Annotated in this window: 24 protein-coding genes; 9 read left to right on the top strand and 15 right to left on the bottom strand. The window is 71.7% G+C overall.

Annotated elements, in window-relative coordinates; translation table 11 throughout:
- Positions 1 to 3 precede the first annotated feature (3 nt).
- The 6 genes from ACWDRW_RS18960 to ACWDRW_RS18985 all read right to left on the bottom strand — a co-directional run bounded on the left by ACWDRW_RS18960 (position 4) and on the right by ACWDRW_RS18985 (position 6,817).
- Complete coding sequence (locus tag ACWDRW_RS18960; protein ID WP_451724546.1) at positions 4 to 2,028, bottom strand: hypothetical protein; 2,025 nt, start codon at positions 2,026 to 2,028, stop codon at positions 4 to 6.
- A gap of 135 nt (positions 2,029 to 2,163) precedes the next feature.
- Positions 2,164 to 3,066 carry an SCO1860 family LAETG-anchored protein gene (locus tag ACWDRW_RS18965; protein ID WP_451724547.1) on the bottom strand — a complete coding sequence of 301 codons (903 nt, stop codon included), beginning with the start codon at positions 3,064 to 3,066 and terminating at the stop codon, positions 2,164 to 2,166.
- Positions 3,067 to 3,220: 154 nt separating this feature from the next.
- Positions 3,221 to 4,312, bottom strand: a complete 1,092-nt coding sequence (locus ACWDRW_RS18970) for an amidohydrolase family protein (RefSeq protein ID WP_451724549.1) — start codon at positions 4,310 to 4,312, stop codon at positions 3,221 to 3,223.
- Positions 4,313 to 4,353: 41 nt separating this feature from the next.
- Positions 4,354 to 5,145, bottom strand: a complete 792-nt coding sequence (locus ACWDRW_RS18975; protein ID WP_451724551.1) for an amino acid ABC transporter ATP-binding protein — start codon at positions 5,143 to 5,145, stop codon at positions 4,354 to 4,356.
- The gene (locus ACWDRW_RS18980) at positions 5,142 to 5,975 is read right to left on the bottom strand and encodes an amino acid ABC transporter permease (protein ID WP_451724553.1); all 834 of its coding nucleotides are present in this window, start codon (positions 5,973 to 5,975) and stop codon (positions 5,142 to 5,144) included. The genes ACWDRW_RS18975 and ACWDRW_RS18980 overlap by 4 nt, the downstream gene beginning before the upstream one ends.
- Positions 5,972 to 6,817 carry a basic amino acid ABC transporter substrate-binding protein gene (locus ACWDRW_RS18985; RefSeq protein ID WP_451724555.1) on the bottom strand — a complete coding sequence of 282 codons (846 nt, stop codon included), beginning with the start codon at positions 6,815 to 6,817 and terminating at the stop codon, positions 5,972 to 5,974. Before ACWDRW_RS18985 ends, ACWDRW_RS18980 begins: the two co-directional genes overlap by 4 nt.
- Before the next feature lie 159 nt (positions 6,818 to 6,976).
- Between ACWDRW_RS18985 and ACWDRW_RS18990 the strand changes: the two genes are divergently transcribed.
- Positions 6,977 to 8,101, top strand: coding sequence for a pyridoxal-phosphate-dependent aminotransferase family protein (locus tag ACWDRW_RS18990; protein ID WP_451724557.1), 1,125 nt, complete (start codon positions 6,977 to 6,979; stop codon positions 8,099 to 8,101).
- Between the two features lie 5 nt (positions 8,102 to 8,106).
- Here the strand turns inward: ACWDRW_RS18990 and ACWDRW_RS18995 are convergent, their stop codons facing one another.
- Both ACWDRW_RS18995 and ACWDRW_RS19000 read right to left on the bottom strand, forming a co-directional pair.
- Positions 8,107 to 10,947 carry a tetratricopeptide repeat protein gene (locus ACWDRW_RS18995; protein ID WP_451724558.1) on the bottom strand — a complete coding sequence of 947 codons (2,841 nt, stop codon included), beginning with the start codon at positions 10,945 to 10,947 and terminating at the stop codon, positions 8,107 to 8,109.
- Between the two features lie 98 nt (positions 10,948 to 11,045).
- A complete protein-coding gene (locus tag ACWDRW_RS19000) occupies positions 11,046 to 11,522 on the bottom strand; it encodes a hypothetical protein (protein ID WP_451724560.1) in 477 nt (158 codons plus the stop codon).
- A 106-nt stretch (positions 11,523 to 11,628) separates the two neighbouring features.
- Here ACWDRW_RS19000 and ACWDRW_RS19005 point away from each other — a divergent pair, with 106 nt between their 5' ends.
- The 6 genes from ACWDRW_RS19005 to ACWDRW_RS19030 all read left to right on the top strand — a co-directional run bounded on the left by ACWDRW_RS19005 (position 11,629) and on the right by ACWDRW_RS19030 (position 17,033).
- Positions 11,629 to 12,162: a DinB family protein gene (locus ACWDRW_RS19005; RefSeq protein WP_451724561.1), complete on the top strand. Its 534-nt coding sequence runs from the start codon at positions 11,629 to 11,631 to the stop codon at positions 12,160 to 12,162.
- Positions 12,163 to 12,414: 252 nt separating this feature from the next.
- On the top strand, positions 12,415 to 12,921 hold the full coding sequence (gene ectA / locus ACWDRW_RS19010; protein WP_451724564.1) for a diaminobutyrate acetyltransferase: 507 nt from the start codon (positions 12,415 to 12,417) through the stop codon (positions 12,919 to 12,921).
- Positions 12,922 to 12,951: 30 nt separating this feature from the next.
- Positions 12,952 to 14,223 (top strand): diaminobutyrate--2-oxoglutarate transaminase, encoded by a 1,272-nt coding sequence (gene ectB, locus ACWDRW_RS19015; RefSeq protein WP_451724566.1) that lies wholly within the window; start codon positions 12,952 to 12,954, stop codon positions 14,221 to 14,223.
- A 19-nt stretch (positions 14,224 to 14,242) separates the two neighbouring features.
- Entirely contained in the window at positions 14,243 to 14,647 is a 405-nt protein-coding gene (locus tag ACWDRW_RS19020; protein WP_451724569.1) for an ectoine synthase, read from the top strand.
- Between the two features lie 6 nt (positions 14,648 to 14,653).
- A complete protein-coding gene (gene thpD / locus ACWDRW_RS19025; protein WP_451724571.1) occupies positions 14,654 to 15,538 on the top strand; it encodes an ectoine hydroxylase in 885 nt (294 codons plus the stop codon).
- Positions 15,539 to 15,830: 292 nt separating this feature from the next.
- Positions 15,831 to 17,033 carry an IS110 family transposase gene (locus ACWDRW_RS19030; protein WP_451724573.1) on the top strand — a complete coding sequence of 401 codons (1,203 nt, stop codon included), beginning with the start codon at positions 15,831 to 15,833 and terminating at the stop codon, positions 17,031 to 17,033.
- A 71-nt stretch (positions 17,034 to 17,104) separates the two neighbouring features.
- On the opposite strand, the gene ACWDRW_RS19035 is transcribed toward ACWDRW_RS19030, so the two are convergent.
- The 6 genes from ACWDRW_RS19035 to ACWDRW_RS19060 all read right to left on the bottom strand — a co-directional run bounded on the left by ACWDRW_RS19035 (position 17,105) and on the right by ACWDRW_RS19060 (position 22,484).
- Positions 17,105 to 18,106: a maleylpyruvate isomerase family mycothiol-dependent enzyme gene (locus tag ACWDRW_RS19035; RefSeq protein WP_451724574.1), complete on the bottom strand. Its 1,002-nt coding sequence runs from the start codon at positions 18,104 to 18,106 to the stop codon at positions 17,105 to 17,107.
- A 34-nt stretch (positions 18,107 to 18,140) separates the two neighbouring features.
- On the bottom strand, positions 18,141 to 18,761 hold the full coding sequence (locus ACWDRW_RS19040; protein ID WP_451724576.1) for an RNA polymerase sigma factor: 621 nt from the start codon (positions 18,759 to 18,761) through the stop codon (positions 18,141 to 18,143).
- Positions 18,762 to 18,781: 20 nt separating this feature from the next.
- Complete coding sequence (locus ACWDRW_RS19045; RefSeq protein ID WP_451724579.1) at positions 18,782 to 19,834, bottom strand: aminotransferase class V-fold PLP-dependent enzyme; 1,053 nt, start codon at positions 19,832 to 19,834, stop codon at positions 18,782 to 18,784.
- Between the two features lie 96 nt (positions 19,835 to 19,930).
- Positions 19,931 to 20,647, bottom strand: coding sequence for a DsbA family oxidoreductase (locus ACWDRW_RS19050; protein ID WP_451724581.1), 717 nt, complete (start codon positions 20,645 to 20,647; stop codon positions 19,931 to 19,933).
- A gap of 608 nt (positions 20,648 to 21,255) precedes the next feature.
- Positions 21,256 to 21,864, bottom strand: a complete 609-nt coding sequence (locus ACWDRW_RS19055; protein ID WP_451724583.1) for a DUF1349 domain-containing protein — start codon at positions 21,862 to 21,864, stop codon at positions 21,256 to 21,258.
- A gap of 41 nt (positions 21,865 to 21,905) precedes the next feature.
- Positions 21,906 to 22,484 (bottom strand): hypothetical protein, encoded by a 579-nt coding sequence (locus ACWDRW_RS19060; RefSeq protein ID WP_451724585.1) that lies wholly within the window; start codon positions 22,482 to 22,484, stop codon positions 21,906 to 21,908.
- Positions 22,485 to 22,622: 138 nt separating this feature from the next.
- Between ACWDRW_RS19060 and ACWDRW_RS19065 the strand changes: the two genes are divergently transcribed.
- A complete protein-coding gene (locus ACWDRW_RS19065) occupies positions 22,623 to 24,335 on the top strand; it encodes a sensor histidine kinase (RefSeq protein WP_451724587.1) in 1,713 nt (570 codons plus the stop codon).
- A 76-nt stretch (positions 24,336 to 24,411) separates the two neighbouring features.
- Positions 24,412 to 25,059, top strand: a complete 648-nt coding sequence (locus ACWDRW_RS19070; RefSeq protein ID WP_451724589.1) for a response regulator transcription factor — start codon at positions 24,412 to 24,414, stop codon at positions 25,057 to 25,059.
- Here the strand turns inward: ACWDRW_RS19070 and ACWDRW_RS19075 are convergent.
- Positions 25,056 to 26,591, bottom strand: a complete 1,536-nt coding sequence (locus ACWDRW_RS19075) for an aldehyde dehydrogenase (NADP(+)) (RefSeq protein ID WP_451724592.1) — start codon at positions 26,589 to 26,591, stop codon at positions 25,056 to 25,058. The genes ACWDRW_RS19070 and ACWDRW_RS19075 overlap by 4 nt on opposite strands.
- Positions 26,592 to 26,644: the final 53 nt, after the last annotated feature.

Below are 26,644 nucleotides of genomic sequence, written 5' to 3' on the forward strand. Positions count from 1 at the left end.
GCCTCAGCCCGACAACTCCCGTGCGGTGGACCGGACCTCCTCCACCACCGAGGGCAGCACGTGCCGGGCGTCGAGGGTGTCGGCCAGGCCGTTGGTGAGCCGGACCGCCTCCTGGGTGGCGCGCTCACCGGCTCCGGCCAGGGCGACCGCCACCTGTTCGACCTGCTGTGTCAGCCTGATGTGGCCGAGGGTGTCGGCCGCGGCGCCCGGGTCGCCGTAGGCCTTCTCGATCAGTGGGAGCGCCTGCTCCGGATCGGGCGCGTAGGCCTGGAACTCGCGGTCGCGCGGGTTGGCGGGGTTGTGCACCAGGATCCGGCCCGGCACGGCCGCCGTGCGGCTGAGGGCCGCGGCGGCGTGGACGGCCAGCGCGCTGTCCGGGAGCCGCTCGACCGCCTCGCGCAGCACCTCGTTGGCGCGGTCCAGGGCCGGGGCGTGGCCGCGGCTGCCGCCGAAGGCCAGCACCCGGCCGACCTCGTCGGTGTACACGTCCGGCGCCAGCAGGTCCACATCGCGGCTCTGAGGCGGCCGGACGTCGATCGCGAGCGGCGCGGAGAGGATCTCCCCCGACTCCGACCCCGAGCCGGTGTCCAGCATCGCGTGGATGCGGTAGCGGCCCGGCTCGGCCAGGTCGAAGCCGTTCAGTCCGGCGCTGAGGAAGAGCGGCGCGTACAAGGCCTCGCCGGGCCGGAGGACGCAAGGGTCGTCCAGGTAGCAGTGCCGGGCGTACGGCACCCAGCGGCGGGCCTCGCGGCCGTCGCCGGCGATGATCACCGTCAGCCGCTCGCCGAGCAGGGCGTTGCGGTCCACCACGACCGGCGCGAGCGAGGTGTTCGCCAGCTTCACCTCAGCGACCACGGGCTCCAGCGCCTCGAAGCGGGTGGAGGGCCTGTTGACCCGTACGGTGAGCTCCAGGGCGTTCGGCGTGGCCTGCCGGATCTCCTCGAAGGCGTGCTCGTCGAACCAGGGCGCGTCGCCCTGTTTGACCAGCCGCTCCGGGGCGTGGCGCAGGAAGAGGAGCTCGTTCTCGCTGAACCCGTACCGGAAGGCCGCGAAGAAGGCGGCCTCTCCGCCGGGGTAGCGGAACGGGTAGTTCATGTAGCTGAGGGCCAGGGGCTCCTCCGCCAGCGGGATCCACCGGCTGCCCTCGTCCTTGTCCCAGGAGTGGGCGAGGTTGAAGCAGTGCCCGATCTCGTGCACGGCCGTCCAGAACCGCAGTCGCCGGACCGCGTGCTCCGCGTGCGGGTCGCCCGGGCGCCGGTCGGAGATGAAGGAGTTGCTGAAGACGGCGCAGCCCTGGCGCTGGGCGGTGCCGATGTCGTCGAACATGATCCCGCCGAGGGTGCGGCCCCGGATGTGCTGTCCGGCGAACAGCGTCCACACCTGCCACTGCGGCGCGTCGGCCCATTTGGACCAGTGCACCTGCATGGCGTCGTGCATCTCGATGTCGGTCCAGACACCGTCGGTGCCCGCCTTGATGACCGGGACCTGGTCGTCACCGCCGGTCCGGGTGACGGTGATGCCCAGGCGGGTGAAGGCGTCCTCGACGGTCAGCCTGGCGCTCGGCAGGTCGGCGGGCCGGTTCGGGTGGGCGTGCAGCTCGTAGTCGGTGACCGCGGTGGCGTCGCTGGCGCAGTCGTACTCGATGCCGACCTCGCGGAAGGCCGCACGCCGGAAGCGGTAGGTGCGGGTCGCGTCCGGGCGGCCGCCGCCGGTGAACGTCACCGCGGCCCTGCGCGCCCTGCCGGCCAGGCCGCCCGACAGGGTCACGACGACGTGTGTGTGCGGTTCCAGGGACGCGTTCCCGTCCCGGTAGGTGATCTCTCCCGTGTATCCCTGCCGTACGTCGTCCCAGTCCACCCGGGCGATCCAGGTGAGCCGTCCGCCGAAGAGCCGGGTCCTGGTGCCGCTGACGGTCATGGTGGGCATCAACCCGTCCACGTCGACGCGGAGTTCTTCCAGCATGGGCAGGCGTCCCGTGGGCCGGGGCAGCTCCAGGGCGTAGACGCCACTGCGCTGTGGGTCGGTCATGTGTTCCTCCCCCGAGGCTTTCGGACTCCGGGCCCGGCCCGGAGTTCCGGTGGGCCCAACCTCCTGCCGGGCGGGGTTCCCGTCAATGCGCAGAAGTGCGCATTGACGGGGTCCCGTTGAGGGAAAGCCCGGCGCTCAGCCCCTGCCCCGGCGGGCCAGCGCCACCGCTCCCCCGCCCGCGACGAGCAGGACGAGCGCGCCGCCCGCCAGGTACGGCGTGAGCGAGTTGCCGCCGGTCTCGGCGAGCCCGGCCTCGTCGACGGGTCCACCCTGGGGCTCGACCTGCTGCGCGGGCTCCTCGCTCGGGGCGGCGGGCGCGGCGGGCGCCTCGCAGGTGGCCTTCGCGAGCGTGACCGTGCCGGTCACCTCCGCCACGTTCAGCTTCAACGGGTTCACGGACACGGTGAGTTCGAGGGCGGTGGCGGCCGCCGTACGCGAGGTGGTCTGCGTCTTCGACAGGTCGAGGCGGACGTCGCCGACGCCCGGCACCTGGACGTCCGTGGTGCCGCCCGTCGTCACGGTCACCTTCTTGCCGAGGACGGTCACCGCGCCGAGGAGGTTGGAGGTGGCGGCCGGGGCCTTCCCCGCCTCGCAGGTCGCCTTGGAGGTGACGCCCTCCAGTTCGATCAGGGAGAGCAGGGGCAGACCGGGAACATGGACCTTCGCGTGCGCGAGGTCGGTGTACCCCTCGGCCTTGGTCTCGGTGACCGTCGCCTTCGCCGAGGCCACGTCGGCGGCCAGGACGCTGAACGGCTGTCCGCCGTCGACGCCGTCCAACTCGGCGGTGAGCGTGGTCTTCTCGGCGCTCCGCGGCGCCTGGACCTCGTTGAGGGAGACCGCGAGCGGGACGTTCACGGTCTTGTTGAGCAGGGACACGTCGAGCCCGGTGCGCAGGACCACGGCGCTCGCCCGGCCCTCGTCACCGGTCGCGTGGGCGGCGCCCGCGCCGGTCAGCGCCGCTGGTCCGGCGGCGAGGACCGTGGCCGTCGCGACAGTGGCGAAACGGCGTGCGGGCATGCGGAAGTTGTTGCCGTTCAAGGTGGTGGGACCCCCAGAGAGACATGCTTGGGACCCCGTAAGGATTACGCGCGGACAAGGGACCGTCAGCAGGCTGACGAGGGTTCACTCCAACGTGACCGTTCCGTGCAGGTCTTCGAATCCCTGGGCACGCACGTTCTCCACAGTCACCCGCTCAACTCATGACGCGGCCGTTCAGCAGGATCCGCCGCGGCGCGGCCAGCGCACGTACGTCGGCCCGCGGGTCGGTCTCGTACACCACCAGATCCGCCGGCGCGCCCTCGTCGAGTCCGGGGCGCCCGAGCCAGCGCCGTGCGCCCCAAGTGGTGGCCGAAAGCGCCTCCGTGGCGGGGATGCCCGCGGTGACCAGTTCCGCCACCTCGGCGGCGACCAGTCCGTGCGGCAGGGTGCCGCCGGCGTCGGTGCCGACGAACACCGGGATGCCGGCGTCGTAGGCGGCGCGCACGGTGTCGTAACGGCGTTCGTGGAGTCGGCGCATATGGGCCGACCAGCGCGGGAACTTGCCCTCGCCGCCGTCGGCGAGCCTGGGGAAGGTGGCGATGTTGACCAGGGTGGGCACGATGGCGACACCGCGCTCGGCGAAGAGCGGGATCAGGTCCTCGGTGAGGCCGGTGGCGTGCTCGATGCAGTCGATGCCCGCCTCGACGAGGTCGCGCAGGGAGCTCTCGGCGAAGCAGTGGGCGGTGACCCGGGCGCCGAGCCGGTGGGCCTCGGCGATGGCGGCCTCGACCGCGTCCCGGGGCCAGCTGGGGGCGAGGTCGCCGAGGTCGCGGTCGATCCAGTCGCCGACCAGCTTGACCCAGCCGTCGCCACGGCGGGCCTCCTGGCCGACGTAGGCGACCAGGTCCTCGGGCTCGATCTCATGGGCGTAGCCGCGGATGTAGCGGCGGGTGCGGGCGATGTGCCGGCCGGCCCGGATGATCTTCGGCAGGTCCTCGCGGTCGTCCACCCAGCGGGTGTCCGAGGGCGAGCCCGCGTCGCGGATCAGCAGGGTGCCGGCCTCCCGGTCGGTCAGCGCCTGCTTCTCCGCGATGTCCTGGTCGACGGGGCCGTGGGCACCGAGGCCGACGTGACAGTGCGCGTCGACCAGGCCGGGCAGGACCCAGCCCTCGACGGTACGGACGTCTCCCGCGCCGACGGGTCGGTCGTACGAGATCCTGCCGCCCACGACCCACAGCTCGTCCCGGACGTCGTCCGGACCGACGAGGACCCGGCCCTTCACGTGCAGCACCGCGCGTTCGCTCATGCCTGCACCCTAATGACTCGTGCCGGCGCCCAGGTGGGCCGCTAGTCGCTCTTGCCCACCTGGTCGGAGATCTCCTCCTCCACCTCGGCCATGGCCGGGTCGAGCAGCCGCGACAGGAAGTGGCGGGTGCGCTCGTGGCTCGGGTTGCCGATGACCTGGGCCGGGACGCCGTCCTCGACGATCACTCCGCCGTCCATGAAGACCACCCGGTCGGCGACCTCGCGGGCGAAGGTCATCTCATGGGTGACCACCATCATCGTCATGCCTTCGTCGGCGAGCATGCGCATGACGGCGAGGACGTCGCCGACCAGCTCCGGGTCCAGGGCGGAGGTCGGCTCGTCGAAGAGCATCACCTCCGGGCCCATCGCCAGCGAACGGGCGATGGCCACCCGCTGCTGCTGACCGCCGGAGAGGGAGGACGGATAGGCGCTCGCCTTCTCCGCGAGGCCCACCCGCTCCAGGTTCTCGGCGGCCACCTTCGCGGCCTCCGCCTTGCCGCGCCGGAGCACCCGGCGCTGCGGCAGCGTGAGGTTCTCGGTCACGGTCAGATGCGGGAAGAGGTTGAACTGCTGGAAGACCATGCCGATCCGGCGGCGGACGGCGTCGATGTCGACGTCCGGGTCGGTCAGCTCGGTGCCGCCGACGAAGACCTGGCCCTTGGTGGGCTCCTCCAGCAGGTTCACACAGCGCAGCAGGGTCGACTTGCCGGAGCCGGAAGGGCCGATGACACAGACGACCTCGCCCTGGCCGATCTCCAGGTCGATGCCCTTGAGGACCTCGTTGTCGCCGAACGACTTGTGCAGATCGCGGACTTGGATCTCGGGACGACTCACCGGACGGCCTCCTGAGCCTTGGACTCCATGCGGCGCACGACGAAGCCGAGCGGGATGGTCACGAGCAGGTAGCACAGGCCCGCGACGAGGATCGGCGTGGAGTTGGCGGTCGTGCTGGCGAGGTCACGGCCGTACTTGGACAGCTCGCGCTCCTCCAGGGTGACACCGAGGAACAGCACCAGCGAGGAGTCCTTGAACAGCAGGACGAGCTCGTTGGTCAGCGGCGGGAGGATGATCCGGAAGGCCTGCGGGATGATGATCGAGACCATCGCGCGGGCCGGGGAGAAGCCCAGCGAACGGGCCGCCTCCATCTGCCCCTTGGGCACCGCCTGGATGCCGGCCCGGATCGTCTCCGCCATGTAGGCGGCCGCGACCAGGCCGAGCGCGAGCGCGACCTTGCCGTAGGTGCCGCCGGGAATCTCCGTACCCGGGAAGGCCAGCGGCACGGCCACGCCGATGAAGATGAAGATCAGCAGGGCGGGCAGGCCGCGGAAGATCTCGATGTACACACCGGCGAACCAGCGGTACGGGCCCACGGACGACAGCCGCATCAGCGCGATCACCATGCCGAGGACCAGTCCGAAGGCGAAGCCGGACAGGGTGTACAGCACGGTGTTCTTCAGCGCCAGCGTGATGATGTCCGGGAACATCTGCTCGGCGATGTCGGCCTGCGCGAACTGGTTCTTGAGCTGGTCCCAGTCGGCCGCGAACGCGAAGGCGATCACGGCCGCGACGAAGACCACGTACTGGATGCCGCGGGACAGCTTGCGCTTCTGTCGCCGGGTCAGGCCCTTCTTCCTCGGCTGGAGTTCTGGGTCCGTGGTCGTCATGAGGCCGACGGGGACGCGGCAGCCTCGTCGTACGGGCCGATCCACTTCTCGTAGATCTCCTTGTACGTGCCGTCCGCCTTGGCGTCGGCGAGCGCCTTGTTGACGGCGGCGAGGAGCTTGGCGTTGCCCTTCTTCACCGTGAAGCCGTACTGCTCGCCGGTGTTGATCTGCTCGGCGACGGAGAAGGCGTCGGCGTTGGCCTTGTCCTTCAGCCAGCCCTGGACGACCGGGTAGTCGATGACGACGGCGTCGACCTGGCCGGTGCGCAGACCGTTCAGGACGGCGTCGGAGGACTCGAAGGAGACCGGGTCGAGGCCCTGGCTCTTGGCGTAGTCCTCACCGGTGGTCTGCGCCTGGGCGCCGACCTTCTTGCCCTTGGCGTCGGCGAGCGAGCCGATCCCGCTGTCCTTGTCGACGAGCAGGGCCTGGGTGGCCTCGAAGTACGGGTCCGAGAAGTCGACGTTCTTCTTGCGCTCCTCGGTGATGGTCATACCGGCGGCGGCCAGGTCGCACTCGCCGGAGTTGAGGAACGCGCCGGTCTTGAAGTTCTCGAACGGCGTGTCGAGGATCTCCTGCTGCACACCGAGGTCCTCGGCGACCAGGTCGATGAGGGACACGTCGAAGCCCTGCACCTTCCCGTCGATCTCCGACTGGAAGGGCGGGTAGGGCAGGTGGGTGCAGGTGGTGAGCTGGCCCGCCTTGACGAGCTCGACGCCACCGGCGGCGGTCTTGGTGCCGCTGCCGCCGTCGTCGTCCGAGGAGCAGCCGGCCACGAGCACCAGCCCGGCCGTCGCGGTGGTGGCGGCCAGAATGCGGGTCCGGCGCCCGAGGGTCGTCTTCACGGGGGAGCCTCCTGTGTGGGAACTATGGGTTCCGATTATAAGGAAAGGTTTGAGGTCCTCAAATCAAACCGATGGCTGTGAGCCCGTATGACCTAAGAAGTGGGCGGTCCACTGCGGACGGTTACCCTCGATCCGTCGACCGCCACGATGATCGCCACGATGATCGCCACGACTGAAGAGAGCACCGCCGTGACCCACCCCTTCCTGGACCTCGCCCCGATGGACGCAGCGCAGTTCGCCTCGATCGAGGACCGGGTGGGGCGGCTGCTGCGCACCGAGCAGGACGTCGTGATCATGCAGGGCGAGGCGCTGCTGCCGCTGGAGGGCGCGATCCGGGGCACCGCCGGCCCCGGCACCACGGCCCTGAACGTGATCACGGGCCCGTACGGCCAGACCTTCGGCGACTGGCTGCGGGACTGCGGCGCGACGGTGATCGATCTGGCGGTGCCCTTCCACACGGCGGTCACGGCCGCGCAGATCTCCGAGGCCTTCGCCGAGCACCCGGAGATCGACTTCGTCTCCCTGGTCCACGCGGAGGCGGCGACCGGCAACACGAATCCGGTGGCGGAGATCGGCGGGGTGGTCCGGGCCCACGGTGCCCTGTTCTACCTGGACGCGGTGGCGTCGATCGGCGCGGAGCCGGTGCTGCCGGACGAGTGGGGCGTCGACCTGTGCGTGATCGGGGCCCAGAAGGCGATGGGGGGCCCGGCGGGCGTGTCGGCGGTCTCGGTGAGCGAGCGCGCCTGGGCCCGCATGGCGGCGAACCCCAGGGCCCCTCGTCGCTCGTACCTGTCCCTCCTGGACTGGAAGGCCCGCTGGATCGACACCGGCCGCCGCGCCCTGCTCCACGCCCCGGCACAGCTGGAGATGCTGGCACTGGACGCGTGCCTGGCCCGCATCGAGTCGGAGGGCCTGGACACCCTGATGTCCCACCACGCGACGGCCGCGGCGGCGACCCGGGCGGGCACGATCGCGCTGGGCGGAGGCCTGGAGCCGTACGTCCACAAGGCAGCGGAGGCGGCCCCGGTGGCGACGACCCTGCGGACCCCGTCCGGGGTGGACGCCTCCGCGGTGGTGGCCAAGGCGCTGAGCCGAGCCCCTGGGCTGCCGCTCGCCGCGGGCGGGGGTCAGCTGGCCAAGGAGATGATCCGCGTGAACCACTACGGCCCGGACGCCCGCGTGGACCTGGTGGAGTCCTGTCTTGTGGCCCTCGGTACAGCGCTCGGGGAATTCGGGGTCACGGTGGACCTGGAGGGGGCTCGGCGCGCCGTACGGGGGCGGTAGAGCGCTCAGGAGCTCGCCATGAGTTCTCTGACCTGCGCAAGGAATGCGCCCGCGTTCTCAGCGCCCCTGCGCTCGGCCTCGGTCAGCCAGGACTCGGCCTCCGCCAGCTCTCCTCGCTGTGCCAGAAGGGCCCCGAGGTTGAGGGCCGCTCTCGGGTGCCCGGCCTCGGCCGCCTTTCGGCACCAGAGTTCAGTCCCCGACCTGTCCCCGCGCTCGGCGAGGTACCCGGCGCAGTTGAAGGCCGTGTCGGCGTCGCCTTGCTCCTCGGCCCGTCGCCACCAGTACGCGGCCTCGGTGTGATCGCCCGGCCGCTCGTAGAGCAGCGCCCCGAGGAGGAAGGCGGCTTCGGGCATCTCGTCGGCCAACGTCCGGAGCCGCTCTTCCGCCGCGGCGGGCTCCCCGGACTCCATGAGTCGAGCGGCGAGCTCCAGACCCGCCTTCTGGTGCCCCGCATCGGCGGCCATACGCCACCACGGCGTCGCTTCCTCGATTTCGCCGCGCTCAGCCATGAGGGAGCCGACGTTGTAGGCGGAGGAAGGGATGTCGGGGGCTGCGACACGCCACCAGCGCTCCGCTTCCTCGGGCTTTCCATCCACGTAGTGGAACAGCCCGAGGTTGTGGGCGGCGTCGGACCGCCCCGCCTCCGCGGCCCAGAGCAGAACGGTACGGGCCACGAGGGGACTGCCCGCCCTCATTGCGAACTCGACGGTCTCTTCCGCCACGTCAGGGTCACCGAGCCGGTCGAGGAGTAGCGCCCGGGCCTCCCCGGGACGCTCGCCGCTGATCAGCAGGCTGACCAGGTTGAGGAGCCCCAGGACATCGCCCGCGTCCACGGCCCGACGCAAGACTGTCTCAGCGGCGGCGAGGTCGCCCTCCCTGCGATGCAGGAGTCCAAGATTGTTGAGAGCCTGCACCCTTCCCGCGTCAGCGGCTCGCTCGTACCACTCCTTGGCGCCCTGGGCGTCGCCCTGCTCGGCGAGCCAGTGCGCGAGGTTGTACATCGCGAACGCATGCCCGCCCTCGGCCCCCTTGGCGTACCAGATGGCACCCTCCGCCCTGTCGCCCCGCGTGCTGAGCAGCACACCCAGTTCGTTGGCCGCCTCGGCGCTGCCCGCCTCGGCGGCCGTCCGCCACCACTTCTCGGCCTCCGTGAGGTCACCCCCCTCGTCGGCGGCCCGGCCCAGGATCTCGGCGGCCCTGACATGGCCTTGCTCGGCAGCACGGCGCAGCCACACGTAGGCCTCGTCGTCGCCGCGCAGCCGGAGGGTGTGCCCGTGGACGTACATGGCCTGGGTGTCGCCCGCCATGGCCGCTTCCCGCCACCACGGCTCCGCCTCCGTGTCGGCACCCTGTGTGTGCAGGAGCGTCGCCAGCGTGGTCATCGCCTTGACATAGCCGCCGTGGGCCGACCTCCGCAGCCAGACCTCGGCCTGCCGGTCGTCGCCCTTGCTGCGATGGAGCCCGAAGAGGCTGAAGGCGGCGAGGGGCTGGCCTGCCTCCGCCGCCGCCAGCCACCATCTCTCGGCCCCGGCGTCCTCGTCCCGCATCTTCAGGACCCCGGCGAGGTTGAGCTGGGCGACCGGATTGCCTGCCTCCGCGAGCGGGCGCAGCAGCGGTTCGACCTCGTGCGGGTCCCCTCGCTGGAACAGCTGCGCCGACGTGTAGTTGATGACCGCTTCCTCGTCGCCCGCCTCCGCCAGCGGCCGGTAGGCCTGCTCGGCGATCGCCCACCGCCCGCTGAACATCGCCGTCCGGGCGATGAGCGGTCGGGTGAGGTCGTCGGCATGCTCCAGCGCCGCGTGCCACACCGAGTCCGGCGGGTCGGGCACGTCGGGATCGCGGGCGACGGAGTCCACGAGGTAGTCGAAGGGTTTCCTGGCCCCTTCCCGCTCGCCGTCCATCAGCAGGCTGGCCACTCCGTACCGGATCTGGGAGGCCCAGGCCAGCGCCTCGGCGTAGGACTCGGGGCGCAGGGCCGAGCCGCCGCGGGCGCGGAGGTATCCCTCGTGCACCTCCCGCAGCAGGGGCTCCGGAAGATCGCCGATCAGACCGATGTGGGCCAGGTCCACTGCGGCGGCGACGAGGGCGGCCCCGCGTGGGTGGCCGCCCCTGGTGGTGGCTCGCTCCGCCCTGCGCCACTCCGCGAGGAGTTCCGGTCCGGCGGCGAGATACTCGGCGATGCCGTGGACGCCGTGGCGTGCGTGCGCCTCGTGCAGACGGCTGTCGTCGCTCTCCGCGACCCGGGCCAACTCGCCCTCGCTCCACCGCCGTCGTACGACGATGGGCTCCACCATGTTCAGGACGCGCAGTCCCGCCTCGGCGGCCATCCGGCTCGGGCCGCCCTCGGCGGGGACACCGTCCGCCGCGTCCCGCAGGGTGTCGTAGCGCTCGTCCCGGAGGGTCGCCAGCACCACCAGGCCGGCGCTGGTCAGCGACGTCAGCAGGGACGGCTCCAGGCGGCCGGGGCCGAGGTAGTGCTCCAGATCGTCGAGCCACAGGACATGCCGGTCGTACTCCCGGGCGCCGGGGGCCGGGCGCAGCGGGCGCAGATCGGCGCCCGAGGGCGGGGCGAGCAGCAGATGTCCGGGGAGCACGGCTCGTACCGCCTCCAGGGCCGTACGGGTCTTGCCGGCGGTCGAGTCGCCGGTGAGCAGCACGAACCCGCCGGTCTCGGCTGCGTCCCGCAGCGCCGCCCGCACCTGGTCGTCCACGTCCCGCAGCACGTACGGCGGCAACGCCGACAGGTCGCCGCCTCCCGTACGGGCGCGGTGGACACCGAGGCCGAGCAGGTCGGTGTCGCCGACCGGTTGCCAGGTGCCGAGAGCGGTCGCTCCCGTCTCGGCCACGGTGTAGTGGTGGATGTCACCTGCGACGTAGTGCGCGGCGACGCTTCCTTGGTCGGCGCGGACGGCGGGCAGGGTCGGGTGGTGGGTCGCCGGTCCGTTCAGCCCTGGGACGGATCCGGCGTCGGAGGGCGGCCGATGTGTGCTCCTCCGTGGATGACGGCCGCCGCGATCGAACCCTCCTCGGCGTGGATGTCCATGTTGCCGCCCACGGCCACGCCGCCCCGACCGGCCGACGCCCCGCCCTGAGTGGTCTGTTCGGCGAGCAGAGCGCGCAACTCCGCTGCGGCGCGGGTCTGTTCCACCTCGCTCAGATTCTCCAGCAGGGCCTCGATGCGGGCCTGCCAGGCCGCTTCCGCGCGGATGCGAAGCCGCTCGGCCTGGTCGGCCGACGCGGACCGGAGTTCACCGGCGGTCTGGTCCAGGCGTTCGAGTTCCGCCTGCTCACGCTCCGCGTCACCGCGGCCGAACCAGCCTGCCACCGCCCGACGCAGACCGGTCCACACGTCCGTCCCCGCCGCCTGCACCACGGCTGTTCCGCCGGCCGCTGCCAGCGCCGTCAACGCCTGATCGAGCATCCCCGTTCACACCCTCCCGGACCACAGATCCCGCCAGCAAGGTAAGGCCGCGGCCCGGCCCTTCGCAGTGATACCGCAAATCGCCCGCATCGGCCATGGTGGGAGCATGGCCACTGACGACACCCCCCTCACCCTCCCCGACGGTCGCGCCGTCCCCCTTCTCGCCGCTTCCGAACGGCCCATGCTCGAGAGCTGGTTGGAGTTTCATCGGGGGACGTTGGAGGTGAAGTGTGCCGGGTTGGACGACCGGCAGCTGCGGGTCGCGTCCGCCGAGCCTTCCGCGCTGACGCTGCTGGGGCTCGTGCAGCACATGGCCGAGGTGGAACGGAACTGGTTCCAGCGGGCGTTCGGGGCCGTCGGGGCGGAGCCCGTGTTCGAGGAGGGGACCGGGTACGCGCTCACGCCCGAGCGGGGGCTCGACGAGGCGCTCACGGTGTGGCGGCGGGAGATCGAGCGGGGGCGGCTGGTGTGCGGGGAGCGTTCGCTCGATGACGTCGGCCGGATTCCGGGGGGCGGGCCCATCGGGGGGATGGAGATCAGTCTGCGCTGGGTGTATTTGCACATGCTCGAGGAGTACGCCCGGCACAACGGCCACGCCGACATCCTGCGCGAGCGTATCGACGGAGTTACCGGGACCTGAATTCGGGCTAATTCTGAATTCTTTTACAAGGGTAGCTTTCCTCTTTGCTTCTGCCCGCTTTTTCGAGACGTAAACGCAGGGATTTCAGAGACATTACATGGCTGTGACGCGTTACACATGGCGTCTGATTTGCCTAGGTTTATGACGGGCAAATCGGGCTTTCCCTCCCTCGCGCGGATAACACAATCCAGCCATCGATGTAACCCCACCCACCCATGCATTTTTTAATTTCCCTCGGTAAGTTCAATTCGCATGACTGCCGCACAAGCAGACCTACAAATCGACCGGCCGGGAGTGGCCGACGGCGCCGCGCTGTGGCGTATCGCCAAGGACTCGAAGGCCCTCGATCTGAACTCGTCCTACAGCTATCTGCTGTGGTGCCGCGACTTCGCCGGCACCTCGGCGGTCGCCCGCGACGAGCACGGCGAGCCGGTCGGCTTCGTCACCGGCTACGTACGGCCGGACCGGCCGGGCACCCTGCTCGTCTGGCAGGTGGCGGTGGACGACTCGCACCGGGGGCGCGGAATCGCCGCCGCGCTGCTCGACGGGCTCGTCGCGCGGGTCCGCGGCGAGTACGGCGTCACCCGCGTCGAGACCACCATCACCCCCGGCAACACCGCCTCCGAGCGGCTGTTCGGCTCGTTCGCCGAGCGGCACGGCGCCGCGCTGGAGCGCGAGGTGCTGTTCCCCACCAGCCTGTTCCCCGACGGGCCGCACGACCCGGAAGTCCTGTACCGCATCGGTCCCCTCTCCCACTGACCTCCCCCACGCAACGAGGAGCGATTCGTCGTGACCATCACCCAGCCCGACCTCAGCGTCTTCCAGACCCTGGAGTCCGAGGTGCGCAGCTACTGCCGCGGCTGGCCCACCGTCTTCGACCGTGCGCGCGGCAGCCGTATGTACGACGAGGACGGCCACGAGTACCTGGACTTCTTCGCCGGTGCCGGCTCACTCAACTACGGGCACAACAACCCCGTTCTGAAACGGGCCCTGCTCGACTACCTGGAGCGGGACGGCGTCACGCACGGGCTCGACATGTCCACCAGCGCCAAGCGGGCCTTCCTGCAGACCTTCCAGGATCTGGTGCTGCGGCCGCGTGACCTGCCGTACAAGGTCATGTTCCCGGGGCCGACCGGCACCAACGCCGTGGAGTCCGCGCTGAAGCTGGCGCGGAAGGTGAAGGGGCGCGAGGCCATCGTGTCCTTCACCAACGCCTTCCACGGGATGTCGCTGGGCTCGCTCGCCGTGACCGGCAACGCCTTCAAGCGGGCCGGTGCCGGGATCCCGCTGGTGCACGGGACGCCGATGCCGTTCGACAACTACTTCGACGGCAAGGTGCCCGACTTCCTCTGGTTCGAGCGGCTGCTGGAGGACCAGGGCTCCGGGCTCAACAAGCCCGCCGCCGTGATCGTCGAGACCGTGCAGGGCGAGGGCGGCATCAACGTGGCCCGCGCGGAGTGGCTGCGGGCCCTCGCCGAGCTGTGCGAGCGGCAGGACATGCTGCTGATCGTCGACGACATCCAGATGGGCTGCGGCCGTACCGGTGCCTTCTTCTCCTTCGAGGAGGCGGGCATCACCCCGGACATCGTCACCGTGTCCAAGTCCATCAGCGGCTACGGACTGCCCATGTCGCTCTGCCTGTTCAAGCCCGAGCTGGACATCTGGGAGCCGGGCGAGCACAACGGCACCTTCCGCGGCAACAACCCCGCCTTCGTGACCGCGACCGCGGCCCTGGAGACGTACTGGGCCGACGGCTCGGCGATGGAGAAGCAGACCCGGACCCGCGGTGAGCAGGTCGAGCAGGCGCTGATCTCCATCACGGAGGAGAACCTCGCCGATGTGCGCGAGTACCGCGGCCGCGGCCTGGTGTGGGGCCTGGAGTTCCACGAGAAGGCCCGCGCCGAGCGGGTGGCGCGGCGCGCCTTCGAACTCGGGCTGCTGATCGAGACGTCCGGCCCCGAGAGCGAGGTCGTCAAGCTGCTGCCCGCGCTGACCATCACCCCCGAAGAGCTGGACGAGGGCCTCAGCGTCCTCGCCCGCGCCGTACGAGAAACCATCTGAGCAGGAGGCGTCGAACACCGTGATCGTCCGTTCGTTCAAGGACATCGAAGGCACCGACCGGCATGTGAGGGCCGCGTCCGGCACGTGGGAGAGCAAACGCATCGTCCTCGCCAAGGAGCGGGTCGGGTTCTCGCTCCACGAGACGATTCTGTACGCGGGTACGGAGACGTCCATGTGGTACGCGAACCACATCGAGGCGGTCGTCTGCGTCGAGGGCGAGGCCGAACTGACCGATCACGAGTCCGGGCTGACCCACACGATCACGCCCGGCACCATGTACCTCCTGAACGGCCACGAGAGGCACACGCTGCGGGTGAAGCAGGACTTCCGCTGCATCTGTGTCTTCAACCCGCCCGTGACCGGCCGGGAGGACCACGACGAGAACGGCGTCTATCCGCTGCTCACCGAGCCCGAGGAGGTGTGAAGCATCATGACGATGACTGATCTGTACCCGAGCCGAGGCACCACCGAGGTGTCCACCCCACGCCAGGACCCGGTCGTCTGGTCGCCGCCCGGCGCGCCCGGCCCGATCGCGGCCCCGGACCTCCAGGCGTACGAGCGCGACGGCTTCCTCGCCATCGACCAGCTCATCTCCGACGACGAGGTCGCCGTCTACCGGCAGGAACTGGAGCGGCTGGTCACCGACCCCGCGATCCGCGAGGACGAACGCTCCATCATCGAGCCGCAGTCCAAGGAGATCCGCTCGGTCTTCGAAGTCCACAAGATCAGCGCGGTGTTCGCCGCGCTGGTGCGGGACGAGCGGGTCGTCGGGCGGGCCCGGCAGCTGCTCGGCTCGGACGTGTACGTCCACCAGTCCCGGATCAACGTCAAGCCGGGGTTCGGGGCCAGCGGTTTCTACTGGCACTCGGACTTCGAGACCTGGCACGCCGAGGACGGGCTGCCGAACATGCGGACGGTGTCCGTCTCGATCGCGCTGACCGAGAACTACGACACCAACGGCGGGCTCATGATCATGCCCGGCTCGCACAAGACCTTCCTCGGGTGTGCGGGGGCCACGCCGAAGGACAACTACAAGAAGTCGCTGCAGATGCAGGACGCGGGCACGCCCTCGGACGAGGCGCTGACCGAGCTGGCCACCCGGCACGGCATCAAGCTCTTCACCGGCCGGGCCGGTTCGGCGACCTGGTTCGACTGCAACTGCATGCACGGCTCGGGCGACAACATCACGCCGTTCCCGCGCTCGAACGTCTTCATCGTGTTCAACAGCGTGGAGAACGAGGCCGTGGAACCGTTCGCGGCACCGATCCGGCGACCGGAGTTCATTGGCGCACGGGACTTCACGCCTGTGCGGTGAGCCGCGCCCGGCCGGGGGTCCGGGGGTCGCCCCGTTATGTTCTTCGCGGTCCTGCAAGAGGGCCGCTGGCCTCCGGGCCCGGCATGACTGTTGCCCCCTGTCGAAGGGATGACCTGGGGGGTGGTGTCACCGGGCCCGAGGGGTGCCGTCGGAGACGCTGATCAGAGGTCCGACCACCGCCTGGCCGGGCGAAATGCCCGGCTGCTCGCGGGCGGCAGGTCTGCATAACGTGGCTGCGCGAGAACGGCTCCCGACCTCGGGGCCGGCACACGTCGACACATGTGGGGGCACGGTGATCAGCATCGACGGGGTGGGCGTCTTCCTGGGCCTGGACGTCGGCAAGCAGACCCATCACGGACACGGACTGACCCCGGCCGGGAAGACGGTCTTCGACAAGCCGCTGCCCAACAGCGAACCGAAGCTACGGGCGGTCTTCGACAAGCTGAAGGCCAAGTTCGGCACCGTCCTGGTGGTCGTGGACCAGCCCGCCTCCATCGGCGCCCTGCCGCTGACCGTCGCCCGGGACGCCGACTGTCAGGTCGCCTACCTGCCGGGCCTGGCGATGCGCAGGATCGCCGACCTCTACCCCGGCGAAGCCAAGACCGACGCGAAAGACGCCGCCGTCATCGCGGACGCCGCCCGCACCATGCCCCACACCCTGCGCACCCTCGACCTGACCGACGAGGTCACCGCCGAGCTGACCATGCTCGTCGGCTTCGACCAGGACCTCGCCGGCGAGGCCAACCGCACCTCCAACCGCATCCGCGGCCTGCTCACCCAGTTCCACCCCAGCCTCGAACGCGTCCTGGGCCCGCGCCTGGACCACGCAGCCATCACCTGGCTCCTCGAGCGCTACGGATCTCCACAGGCACTCCGCAAGGCAGGCCGCCGCAGGCTCGTCGAGGTCATCCGCCCCAGGGCACCGCGCATGGCCGAGCGGCTGGCCGACGACATCTTCACCGCGCTCGACGAGCAGACCGTCGTCGTCCCCGGCACCGGCACCCTCGACGTGATCGTGCCGTCGCTGGCGAAGTCGCTGGCCGCCGTCCACGAACAACGCCGGGCCCTGGAGGCCAGAATTGAGGCTCTGCTGGAGGCCCACCCTCTTTCCCAGGTCCTGACCTCGATGCCCGGCATCGGCGTCAGGACCGCCGCAGTCCTGCTGTCCACCGTCGGCGACGGCAGCTCCTTTCCCACCGCCGCCCACCTGGCCTCCTACGCCGGCCTCGCCCCGACAACCCGGCAGTCCGGAACCTCGATCCACGGCGAACACGCGCCCAGAGGCGGCAACCGCCAGCTCAAACGGGCGATGTTCCTGTCCGCGTTCGCCGCCCTGCATGATCCAGCCTCCCGGACCTACTACGACCGCTGCCGAACTCGCGGGAAGACCCACACCCAGGCACTTCTCCGCCTCGCCCGCCAGCGGATCAACGTGCTGTTCGCGATGCTCCGCGACGGCACCTTCTACGAACCCAGAACCCCACGCCTCGCTTGACGAAAGACATAGAGGCACCCCCCGGGGAACACAGCATTGGCGCACGGGACTTCACGCCTGTGCGGTGAGCCTCACAGCCACGCCAGCGACGCGGCCCGCTCCAGTACGTTCCGTACGGCGGCCGCGTCGCCCGTGGCGCCTCTCGGCACCTCCTCGGGCGCGCACCGTCCGCCCACGAGGAGGCAGAAGTCGACGGGGTCCAGCGCGAGTTCGGCCTGGACGGGCTCGGCCTCGGAGCCCAGCACCCACTGCTCCACCCCGCTGACCGAGAACAGCACCGGCGCCGCGTCCGGACCGAGCGCGAGGCCGAGCATGCGCACCGCGAGCCGGACCAGCTGCCCCAGGTGCTCCTCGGGCGGCGGCGGGACCGTGAGTCCGAGGGCGCGGCCGATGTCGTCGGTGTGGATCCACGCCTCGAAGGCGCGCACCACGAAGTGGTCGGCGACCGGCAGCCGGACCCCCATCAACATCTCGGCCCGTGCGGCGAGTTCGGCGTCCCGCGCCTCCGGCGTGGCGAGCAGCGCGTCGGCCTGCCCCGACCAGGCCGCGACCGTCTCCTTGGGCGTACGGCCGCGCTCGTGGGCGATGACCTCGGCGGTCCGCCGGTTCCAGGCGTCCTCCCAGCCCAGGTCCTGCGGCAGCGCGCTCTCCGGCACCCTCGCGGGGACGCCGAGCCGTCCGGCGAGGGGTTCGTCGGCGGCGAGCAGATGGGCGACGGTGGCGTGCACGTCCCAGTCGTGCACGACCGGGGTGGTCCAGTGGCCGTCCGCCTCGGGCAGCAGGGCCCGCAGGCCCTGGACCGCGGCCGCGTAGGGAGCCGCGTGCGCGGCGGTACGGGGTGCGGCCGGGCGCCGGGCGAGCAGCCGGGGCGGGAGACTCACGGCGCGCCGGGCGGGCAGTCCGCCGATGGGCGGTCCGTCGAGCAGCCGTACCGTCTCGCGCAGCCGTTCCGCCTCCGCCGCGCAGCTCTCGCATCCGGCGAGATGGAGCGGCACCCGCTGGGCGTCGGCCGGTTCCAGGGCGCCGAAGGCCCAGGCGGCCAGCAGATCACGTACGTCCTCGTGCTCGGTCACCGAACGCCTCCTTCCCCGGGACGGGTCCCCACCCTCATGATGCGCCTCTTTCCGGCGCGGGGTCGGGTGGGTCGGCCAGCGTCTCGGCCAGGGCGCGCAGAGCCGTGCGGAGTCTGGTCTTGGCGGTGCCCTCGGGAATCCCCAGCTCCACGGCCGCCTGCCGGTAGGTGCGGCCCGCGAAATAGGCCAGGTGCACCACCTCCCGCTGGGGCTGAGGGAGTTGGGCGAGCGCGGTGTGCAGCAGCAGGGAGCGCTCCCGGTCGACGACGGTCTCGTCCGGGCCGGGTCCGGGCTCGGGGACGGTGAGCAGCGCCGATTCGTCGGCGTGGGCGTGCTTGTGGTGCCGGGACTCGCTGCGCACCCAGTCCACGGCCCGCCGGTGGGCGAGCAGGGACAGCCAGGTGCGCAGCGAGCCGCGGCGCGCGTCGAAGGCGTACGGTCTGCTCCACAGCTGGGCGAAGACCTCCTGCGCCACGTCCTCGGCGGCGCCCGGGGCGCGGGTGACCCGCACGGCGATCCGCCGCACCAGCGGCCCGTACGCCGAGTACGCCTCGGCCAGCGCGGACTCGTCGCCGTACACCAGCCGCCGGTGCAGTTCCGCGTCGGCGGCCGGGGTCACGGCCGTATCGCCCGTGGACTCCACCGGCACCACCACCCCTGGTGCCCTTCCTAGCGTCAGGACGACAGCACGTCCAGCAGCCGGTCGACATCGGCGGCGGTGTTGTAGAGGTGGAAGGCGGCGCGCAGATTGCCCGCGCGGTCGGAGACCTCGATTCCGGCCGCGCTCAGCTCGGGCTGGCGGTGGCCCAGCCGGGGGACCGAGACGATCGCCGAGCCGGGGGACGGGACCGGTTCGTGGCCCAGGTCGGCGAGGCCCGCGCGGAAGCGGTCGGCGAGGGCGAGGTCGTGGGCGTGGACGGCGCCGACGCCGAGTTCCTCGATGAGGGCGAGGGAGGCGCGCAGCCCCGCGTAGGTGAGCAGCGAGGGGCTGACGTCGAACCGCCGTGCGGAGTGGGCGAGTTCCTGGACCGGGCCGTAGCAGCTCTCCCAGGGCAGTTCGCCCGCGACCCAGCCGGCGAGCAGCGGGGTGAGCCCGCCGAAGTCCTCGGGCGCGACGAAGAAGGCGTTGCCGTGCGGGCCCATGAGCCACTTGAAGCCGACGGCGGCGAGGAAGTCGTGGGAGTCGGCCTCCATGGGCAGCCAGCCGGCCGACTGGGAGGCGTCGACGTAGGTGCGGGCGCCGTGCGCACGGGCAGCCTCGCGCAGCGCGGGCAGGTCGGCGACGCGGCCGTCGGCGGACTGCACGGCGCTGACCGCGACGAGCTCGGTGCCGGGGCGGACCGACTCGGCGAGCCGCTCCAGCGGGACGGCCCGGACCTTGAGGTCGCCGCGCATGTGGAAGGGGTTGACCAGGGAGGCGAAGTCGGCCTCGGCGGTGAGGACTTCGGCGCCGGCGGGCAGCGAGGCCGCGATCAGCGCGCCGTACTCGGCGACCGAGGCGCCCATCGCGACCCGCCCGGTGGGCACCCCGGCGAGCCGGGCGAAGGCGGCGCGGACCTGCTCGGCGTCCTCGTACAGGGAGCCGATGGGCCGTCCCTCGGCCCGCATCCGCAGGGCCTCCTGTACGGCGGCGACGGTGCGGGCCGGCAGGAGGCCGTTGCTCGCGGTGTTGAGGTAGGTGTTCTCCGGGGTGAACTCGGCGCGGACGAGGCTCTCGAAGGTCTCCATGGGTCCACTCTGCGACCCCCGGAACTCCCCGTCCATTGCGAATTTTTACGTGGTTTCGCTAAGCACTTCTTATAGGTCCGCCCCGACCTGCGGCGTTCAGCCCTGCTGCGGTACCGCGCAGCCGTCGGGCCCGCAGGCCTCCGACTCGCCCTGGTCGATCAGGGTCAGCGGGGAGCGCTCGCCCCAGGCCTGGGTGAGGGCCTGCTCGAAGACCTCGGCGGGCTGGGCGCCGGAGACGCCGTACTTGCGGTCGATGACGAAGAAGGGCACGCCGGTGGCGCCGAGCTGGGCGGCCTCGCGCTCGTCGGCGCGGACCTCTTCGGCGTAGGCGGTGGGGTCGGCGAGCACCGCGCGGGCGCCGGCCTCGTCCAGGCCGACGGCGACGGCGAGGCGTACGAGCCGTTCGTCGTCGCCGAAGACGGAGGCCTCCTCGGCGAAGTTCGCCTCGTACAGGGCCTGGACCAGCTCGCCCTGGCGGCCCTGGTCCTTGGCGAAGTGCAGCAGCCGGTGCATGTCGAAGGTGTTGCCGTGGTCCCGGCCCCGGGTGCGGTAGGCGAGGCCCTCGGCCGCGGCCTGGGCGCCCACGTTGTCCTCCGCGGCCTGGGCCTGTGCCTCGCTCATGCCGTACTTCTTCGCGAGCATCGGAACGACCGGGCCGGTGTCGTCCTTGGCGCGGTTGGGGTCCAGCTCGAAGGAGCGGTGCACGACCTCGACCGCGTCGTGGTGCGGGAAGGCCGCGAGCGCCTTCTCGAAGCGGGCCTTGCCCACGTAGCACCAGGGGCAGGCGATGTCGCTCCAGATCTCGACGCGCATGTTCTCGGCTCTCTCCAGCTCGGACGGAAGCGGAGACTGCCTCCGCCAACATGGGTGAACCTTCAAGCGACCGTCTTCATTCCCGTCCGGCTGATCTGGGTCCGGTAGGCACTCGGGGTCGGGCCGGTGCGGCGGGCCGCATGGGTGTGCGGAGGACCACATGGGTGTGCGGAGGACCACATGGGCGTGCGGCAGGCCACATGGGCGGGCGGCGGACCGGGCGGGCGCGCGGGGAGCCGGCCGGGCCCAGGCCGCAGACGCGGGACGCCGTGCCGGCGGAAGGGGCGGGCCTGACGGCCGACGCCCCGTTCCCGGTGCGGCAGGTGTCCCGCGGGCTCGGGCCCGAGGCATCGGCGCGACAGGTGTCCGGCCGGCTCGGGACCGAGGCATCCGGCACGGCAGGGACCCCGCCCGCCCTGGACCAAGACCTCCGGCGCGGCAGGTGTCCCGCCGGATCGGGTTCGCCGTGGGCGGGGCGCTGGGCTGTGACGGTTCGTGGCCGGGACGCGGCTGCGCCTGGTGATCAGCGCGGGGCCGCTCGCGGTGACCTTCGTCCTCAGCTTCTCGCGGTGACCTTCGTCCTCAGCTCCTCGCGGTGACCCTCGTCCTCAGCTTCCGTCTCGCAGGTCGTCCGGCCAGCTCGGACGGTACTCGAGGTGGTCGTAGGTGACGACGCACCCCTCCCCCATCGGCGACTGCGTCATGAAGCCGACCAGCGCCGCGCCGGACTCCTTCTCGTCGCCGAGGGTGAACAGCCGGACGAAGGTCCACCGTTCGCCGTCGCGGGAGGCGTGGAAGGCGAAGGCGCGCCCGGTGCGGCTCACCCGCAGCCACACCGAACTCCCCTCCACGGTGAAGGAGTTGGCGTCATCGGAGTGCCCCCGGGTGACCACCGTGCAGACGGTGGGGACGTCCGGGGAGTACTCCAGGCAGAGCTTGGCCCAGGCCCGCTCCCCGACGTGCACGTAGAGGACTCCGGCGTCGAAGGCGCCGGCGAACCCGACGGTGACCCGGGCGATCAGCTGGAAGTCCCCCTCGGGCGCCCCGAGCAGCCGGGGCGCGTCGGAGGCGGGGTCGAGGGCCTCGCCGGTCGGCGGCACGAAACGGTCCTGCCGGGGGCCGGCCCATCCGGTCAGGACACCGTCGTCGTAGGACCAGTGGCCGCTGGGGCCGTAGGTGCGGAGCGGGAAAGGGAGTTCGGGGAGTTCCACGTCCATGCCGGGATTCTCGCAGGCCTCCTTCGGCGCCGCACAGCCGGTCAGCGGGACTGGAGGGCGTCCAGGGCCACGGTCTGGGCGATGGCGAGGCGGAGGTCGAGATCGGGCGAGGCCACCTCGAGCAGATAGCGGTCGCGCAGCCCGAAGGCCTTGTCAACCTTCATCACCGGCCTGTCCCCGTCGATGAAGTCGAAGTGGTACGGCCACGCGAACGGCACGAGGTCGAGGGGCAGCAGTTCCCAGACCCGGCGCAGCACCGCCACGGTCACGTTGCGTTCGCGCCCGGTGGAGGCGATCGAGCCCGGCTGGTCCAGCTCCCAGGTCGAGCGCATCAGCGACGCGCCGAACTTCTTGCGGAAGGTGCCTATGGAGGTGCCCCCGGCGTCCTGGACGTCGTACACGGCGCCCACGTCGAGGATCTGCCGGGCCTGGGCGGTGAACAGGACCCGGTCCCTGGACTCGTCGGTGTAGAAGGTCATCCGCTCCCTGAGCGTCATCCGCTGCTGCTCGGCGAAGGCGACGACCTTGCCGTCGGAGCCGTCCGGCAGGGTCTCGGTCACGACGTACCGGTTGACCATGAGGGTCGTCCTCTGCCGGACGGTGAAGCGTTCGTTTCCCACTGTTCCCCCCTGATGACGGGATCGGCTGCGGATCCATCGTCGGCGCGAGGGGCGGTCCGGGGGCAGTCTCCATAAGTCGTGGTCCCCCGCGACCAAAGAGGACGGTCGCCGTCGCGGTCCGCTGACTATGGTCGGCGGGTGGACGCACCAGCAGTCATACCCGCACCCGGCCGGACCCTCCGCTCCCGGCTCGCCGCCACCTCCCCGTGGCCCCGCAGGAGGGTCGCGGGCGAGGTGGTGCTCACCGTCGTGCTCGCCTCGCTGGCGGGGCTGTTCGACACCGCCGAGGCCGGATTCGGGGCGCGGACCGGAGCCGTGGTCCTGGGCGTGGCCGTGCTGTCCCTGGCCCGCCGGTCGCTGCCGGCGACGGTGCTGATCGCCTCGGCGGCCTTCGCGGGGGCGGTGGCCGGGGCGACGCCGCTGCTGATGTACGCGAGCTGGTCGGCGGGCAGCCGCATCCTGCGGCCCGGGCGGGCGCTGGCCGCGTACGCCGTCGGGTTCGTGCTGCATGTCGCCCTCGCCGTGGGCGGGACGTCCGACGCGGAGGTCCAACTGTCGCCGCTCGTGACGGCCGCGATCGGGGCGGGCTCCTTCCTGGCGCTGGTGGTCGTCCCGGGCCTCGCCTCCCGCTACCGCGCCCAGCGGCACGCGCTGCTGGACACCCTGCGCCGGCACAACGCCCAGCTCGTGCGCGAGCAGGCGATGGTGGCCCGGCAGGCCCGGCTCCTCGAACGCCAGCGCATCGCCCAGGACATGCACGACAGCCTCGGCCACCAGCTCGCCCTGATCTCCGTGCACGCCGGGGCGCTGGAGGTGGACCCCGACCTGGGCGACCGCCAGAGGCAGGGCGTGGGCATCCTGCGGGAGGCCTCGGTGGCGGCGATGCGGGAGCTGCGCGAGGTCGTGGGCATCCTGCGCGACGGTGTGCCCGAGGGGCAGGACCCGGACGCCGAGCCGCCCCCGGCACGCGGGGCGGCCACGGTCCACGGTCTGGTGGAGTCGTCGCGGGCGGCGGGCGCGCAGGTGGAGCTCCAGCGGACGGGCACCGTACGGCCGTTGGCCCCGGCCGCCGACCACGCGGCGTACCGGATCGCCCAGGAGGGCCTGACCAACGCGCACAAGCACGCGCCGGGCGCCCCGATCACCGTGGCCCTGCGGTACGAGCCGGACAGCCTGGTGGTCGAGGTGGCCAATGGGCCGGGGGCGCCCGCGTCCAGGCCCGCGGTCAGCGGCGGGCAGGGCCTCGCGGGGCTGCGGGAGCGGGCCCGGCTGGTCGGCGGCATGGTGCACACCGGGCCCACCCCGGAGGGCGGTTTCCGGCTGGCGGGCGTTCTGCCGTACGGCTCGTACGGCGACGAGGCCCGGCCCCGCCCGGACGCCGCGACCTCCGTCGACGCGAACGACGACTTTCGGGGGCAGCTCGGCGCCGGGGCGGCGGGTGACGGTGGTGCGGTCATCGACCGTTCCGATCCGCAAGGGGAGTTCGCCGCCATCATGAGCAGCAAGAAGAAGGTCGCCGTCGGCTGCGGGGTCACCGCTCTGGTCCTCGTCGTGGGGGTGGGCGCCCTGGTGGTGTGGGGGCTGAAGGCCCTGTGGGACGAGGTGGAGAGCGGCACGATATCGAAGGACGTGTACCGGTCCGCGCGGATCGGCGACGCCGAGGCGGACGTGGAGAGGAGACTGCCGGACGGGGACTCCATCCTCACCGACGGGGTGGAGGAGCAGGGTCCGCCGCTGCCGAAGGACGCGTCCTGCCGGCACTTCGTGGACGCCGACGCGGACATCGTCTACCGGTTCTGCTTCCGGGGCGGGGAGCTGGTCGCCAAGGAGTCCTACGCGTACGAGCCGTAGGGGCCGCGGGCGGATCGGGCATGATGACGGGGCTCTGGTCATCAGTTCATCGCACCGACACCGCGCAGGAGGCCGTGTGATCCGGGTCCTCGTCGCCGACGACGAGCCGCTCATCAGGGCCGGGATCAGGATGATCCTCACCTCGGCCGACGACATCGACGTCGTCGCCGAGGCGGCGAACGGCAAGGAGGCGGTGGAGACCGCCCGGAGCGGCGCGGTCGACGTGGCGCTGCTGGACATCCGGATGCCGGTGATGGACGGGCTGACCGCACTGGCCGAGCTGGGCCGGGCCGCGCCGGGGGTCCGTGCGCTGATCCTGACCACCTTCGGCGAACGGGACAACGTCCTGCGGGCCCTCGGCCACGGCGGCGCGGGCTTCCTGCTGAAGGACTCCGCGCCGCAGGAGCTGATCCACGCGGTGCGCGCGGCGGCGGCCGGGAACGCCTATCTCTCCCCGGCCGCCACCCGGCACGTCGTGGACACCCTCGCCTCCCCGGCCGCCACCGCGCGCGGCGAGGAGGCCCGCCGCCGCCTCGCCGGCCTCACCGAGCGGGAACGCGATGTCCTCGCCCTGCTCGGCGAGGGCCTGTCCAACGCGGACGCGGGCGCCCGGCTGCACATGAGCGAGGCCACGGTGAAGACCTACGTGAGCCGGATCCTGACCAAGCTGGAGTGCGAGAACAGGGTTCAGGCGGCCCTGCTGGCCCGGGACGCGGGACTCTAGCCGCGGCCCTCCAGGCCGCCGTTGAAGCGGCGCGGCAGGCCGAGCGGGTTGTCGTCCTTGAGCTCCGGGGGGAGCAGCGCCTCGGGGGCGCCCTGGTACACGACCGGACGCAGCCACCGCTCGATCGCCGTACCGCCGACGGAGGTTGAGGTCGAGGTGGTGGCCGGGTACGGGCCGCCGTGGTGCTGGGCCGGGGCCACGGCGACACCGGTGGGCCAGCCGTTGACCAGCACCCGGCCCGCCAACGGGGTCAGTTCCGCGAGCAGTTCGGGCCCCCGGCCCCGGCCCGCGGCCTCCTCGGTGGACAGGTGCACGGTGGCGGTGAGGTTGCCCGGCAGCCGGGAGAGCACCGACTTCGCCTCGTCCTCGTCCTCGTAGCGGGCCACGACCGTGACGGGACCGAAGCACTCCTCCAGCAGCAGGTCGTACGCGCCCTCGGCCACCAGTTTCTCCGCGGCCACCGTGAGGAAGCCCGGGCTGACGGTGTGCTCGCCGCCCGCGCCCGGCGTCACCGGCGACTCCACGTCGGGGAGTTCGGCCCGCTCGGCGACCCCGGCGACGAAGTTGTCGCGCATACGGTGGTCCAGCAGGACTCCGGAGCCGACGTTGCTCACGGCGTCGGTGAGGGACTTGACCAGCTGGTCGCCCGCCGCGCCGGCCGGCGCCAGCACCAGGCCGGGCTTGACGCAGAACTGCCCGACGCCCAGGGTCATCGACCCGGCGAGCCCGGTGCCGATGGCCTCCGCGCGCTCGGCGGCGGCGGCCTCCGTGACGAGGACGGGGTTCAGGGAGCCCAGCTCGCCGTGGAAGGGGATCGGGACCGGGCGGGCGGCGGCCGCGTCGAAGAGGGCACGGCCCCCTCGTACCGAACCGGTGAAACCGGCCGCCGAGACCAGCGGGTGCTTGATGAGCTCGATGCCCGCCTCGAAACCGTGGACCAGGCCGAGGACGCCCGCCGGGATGCCGTGCTCCGCGGCGGCCGTGCGCAGGACCTTGGCGACCAGCTCGGACAGGGCCGGGTGGTCGGGGTGGGACTTGACGACCACCGGGCAGCCCGCGGCGAGCGCGCTGGCGGTGTCGCCGCCCGCGACGGAGAAGGCGAAGGGGAAGTTGGAGGCGGAGTAGACGGCGACGACCCCGAGCGGCACCTTGTAGCGGCGCAGGTCCGGGATCGGCGGGGTCGCGGTGTCGTCGGGGTGGTTGATGACGACGTCCAGGAAGGCGCCCTCGTCGACGATGTCCGCGAAGGCCCGCAGCTGGTAGCAGGTGCGGGCGAGTTCACCGGTCAGCCGGACCGGTCCGAGCGCGGTCTCGGCGTCGGCGACCTCGACGAGCTGGTCCCTGGCGGCTTCCAGCTTCGCCGCGGCCGTCCGCAGGAAGGCCGCGCGCGTGGTGCGGTCGGTGAGGGCCGTGAGCGCCTCGCGCGCGGCGCGGACGGCGGCGTCCACCTCCTGGGCTGTGGCCTCCACCGCAACCTGCTCGCGCTGCTTCCCGGTACGGGGGTCGACACTCCAGACTGGTGCTGCTGCCACCGCGGGTCCCTCCACACATGTATTGCCGCAGTACGGGGTCATTCACCAGGGTT

Source organism: Streptomyces sp. NPDC003635 (assembly GCF_053587635.1).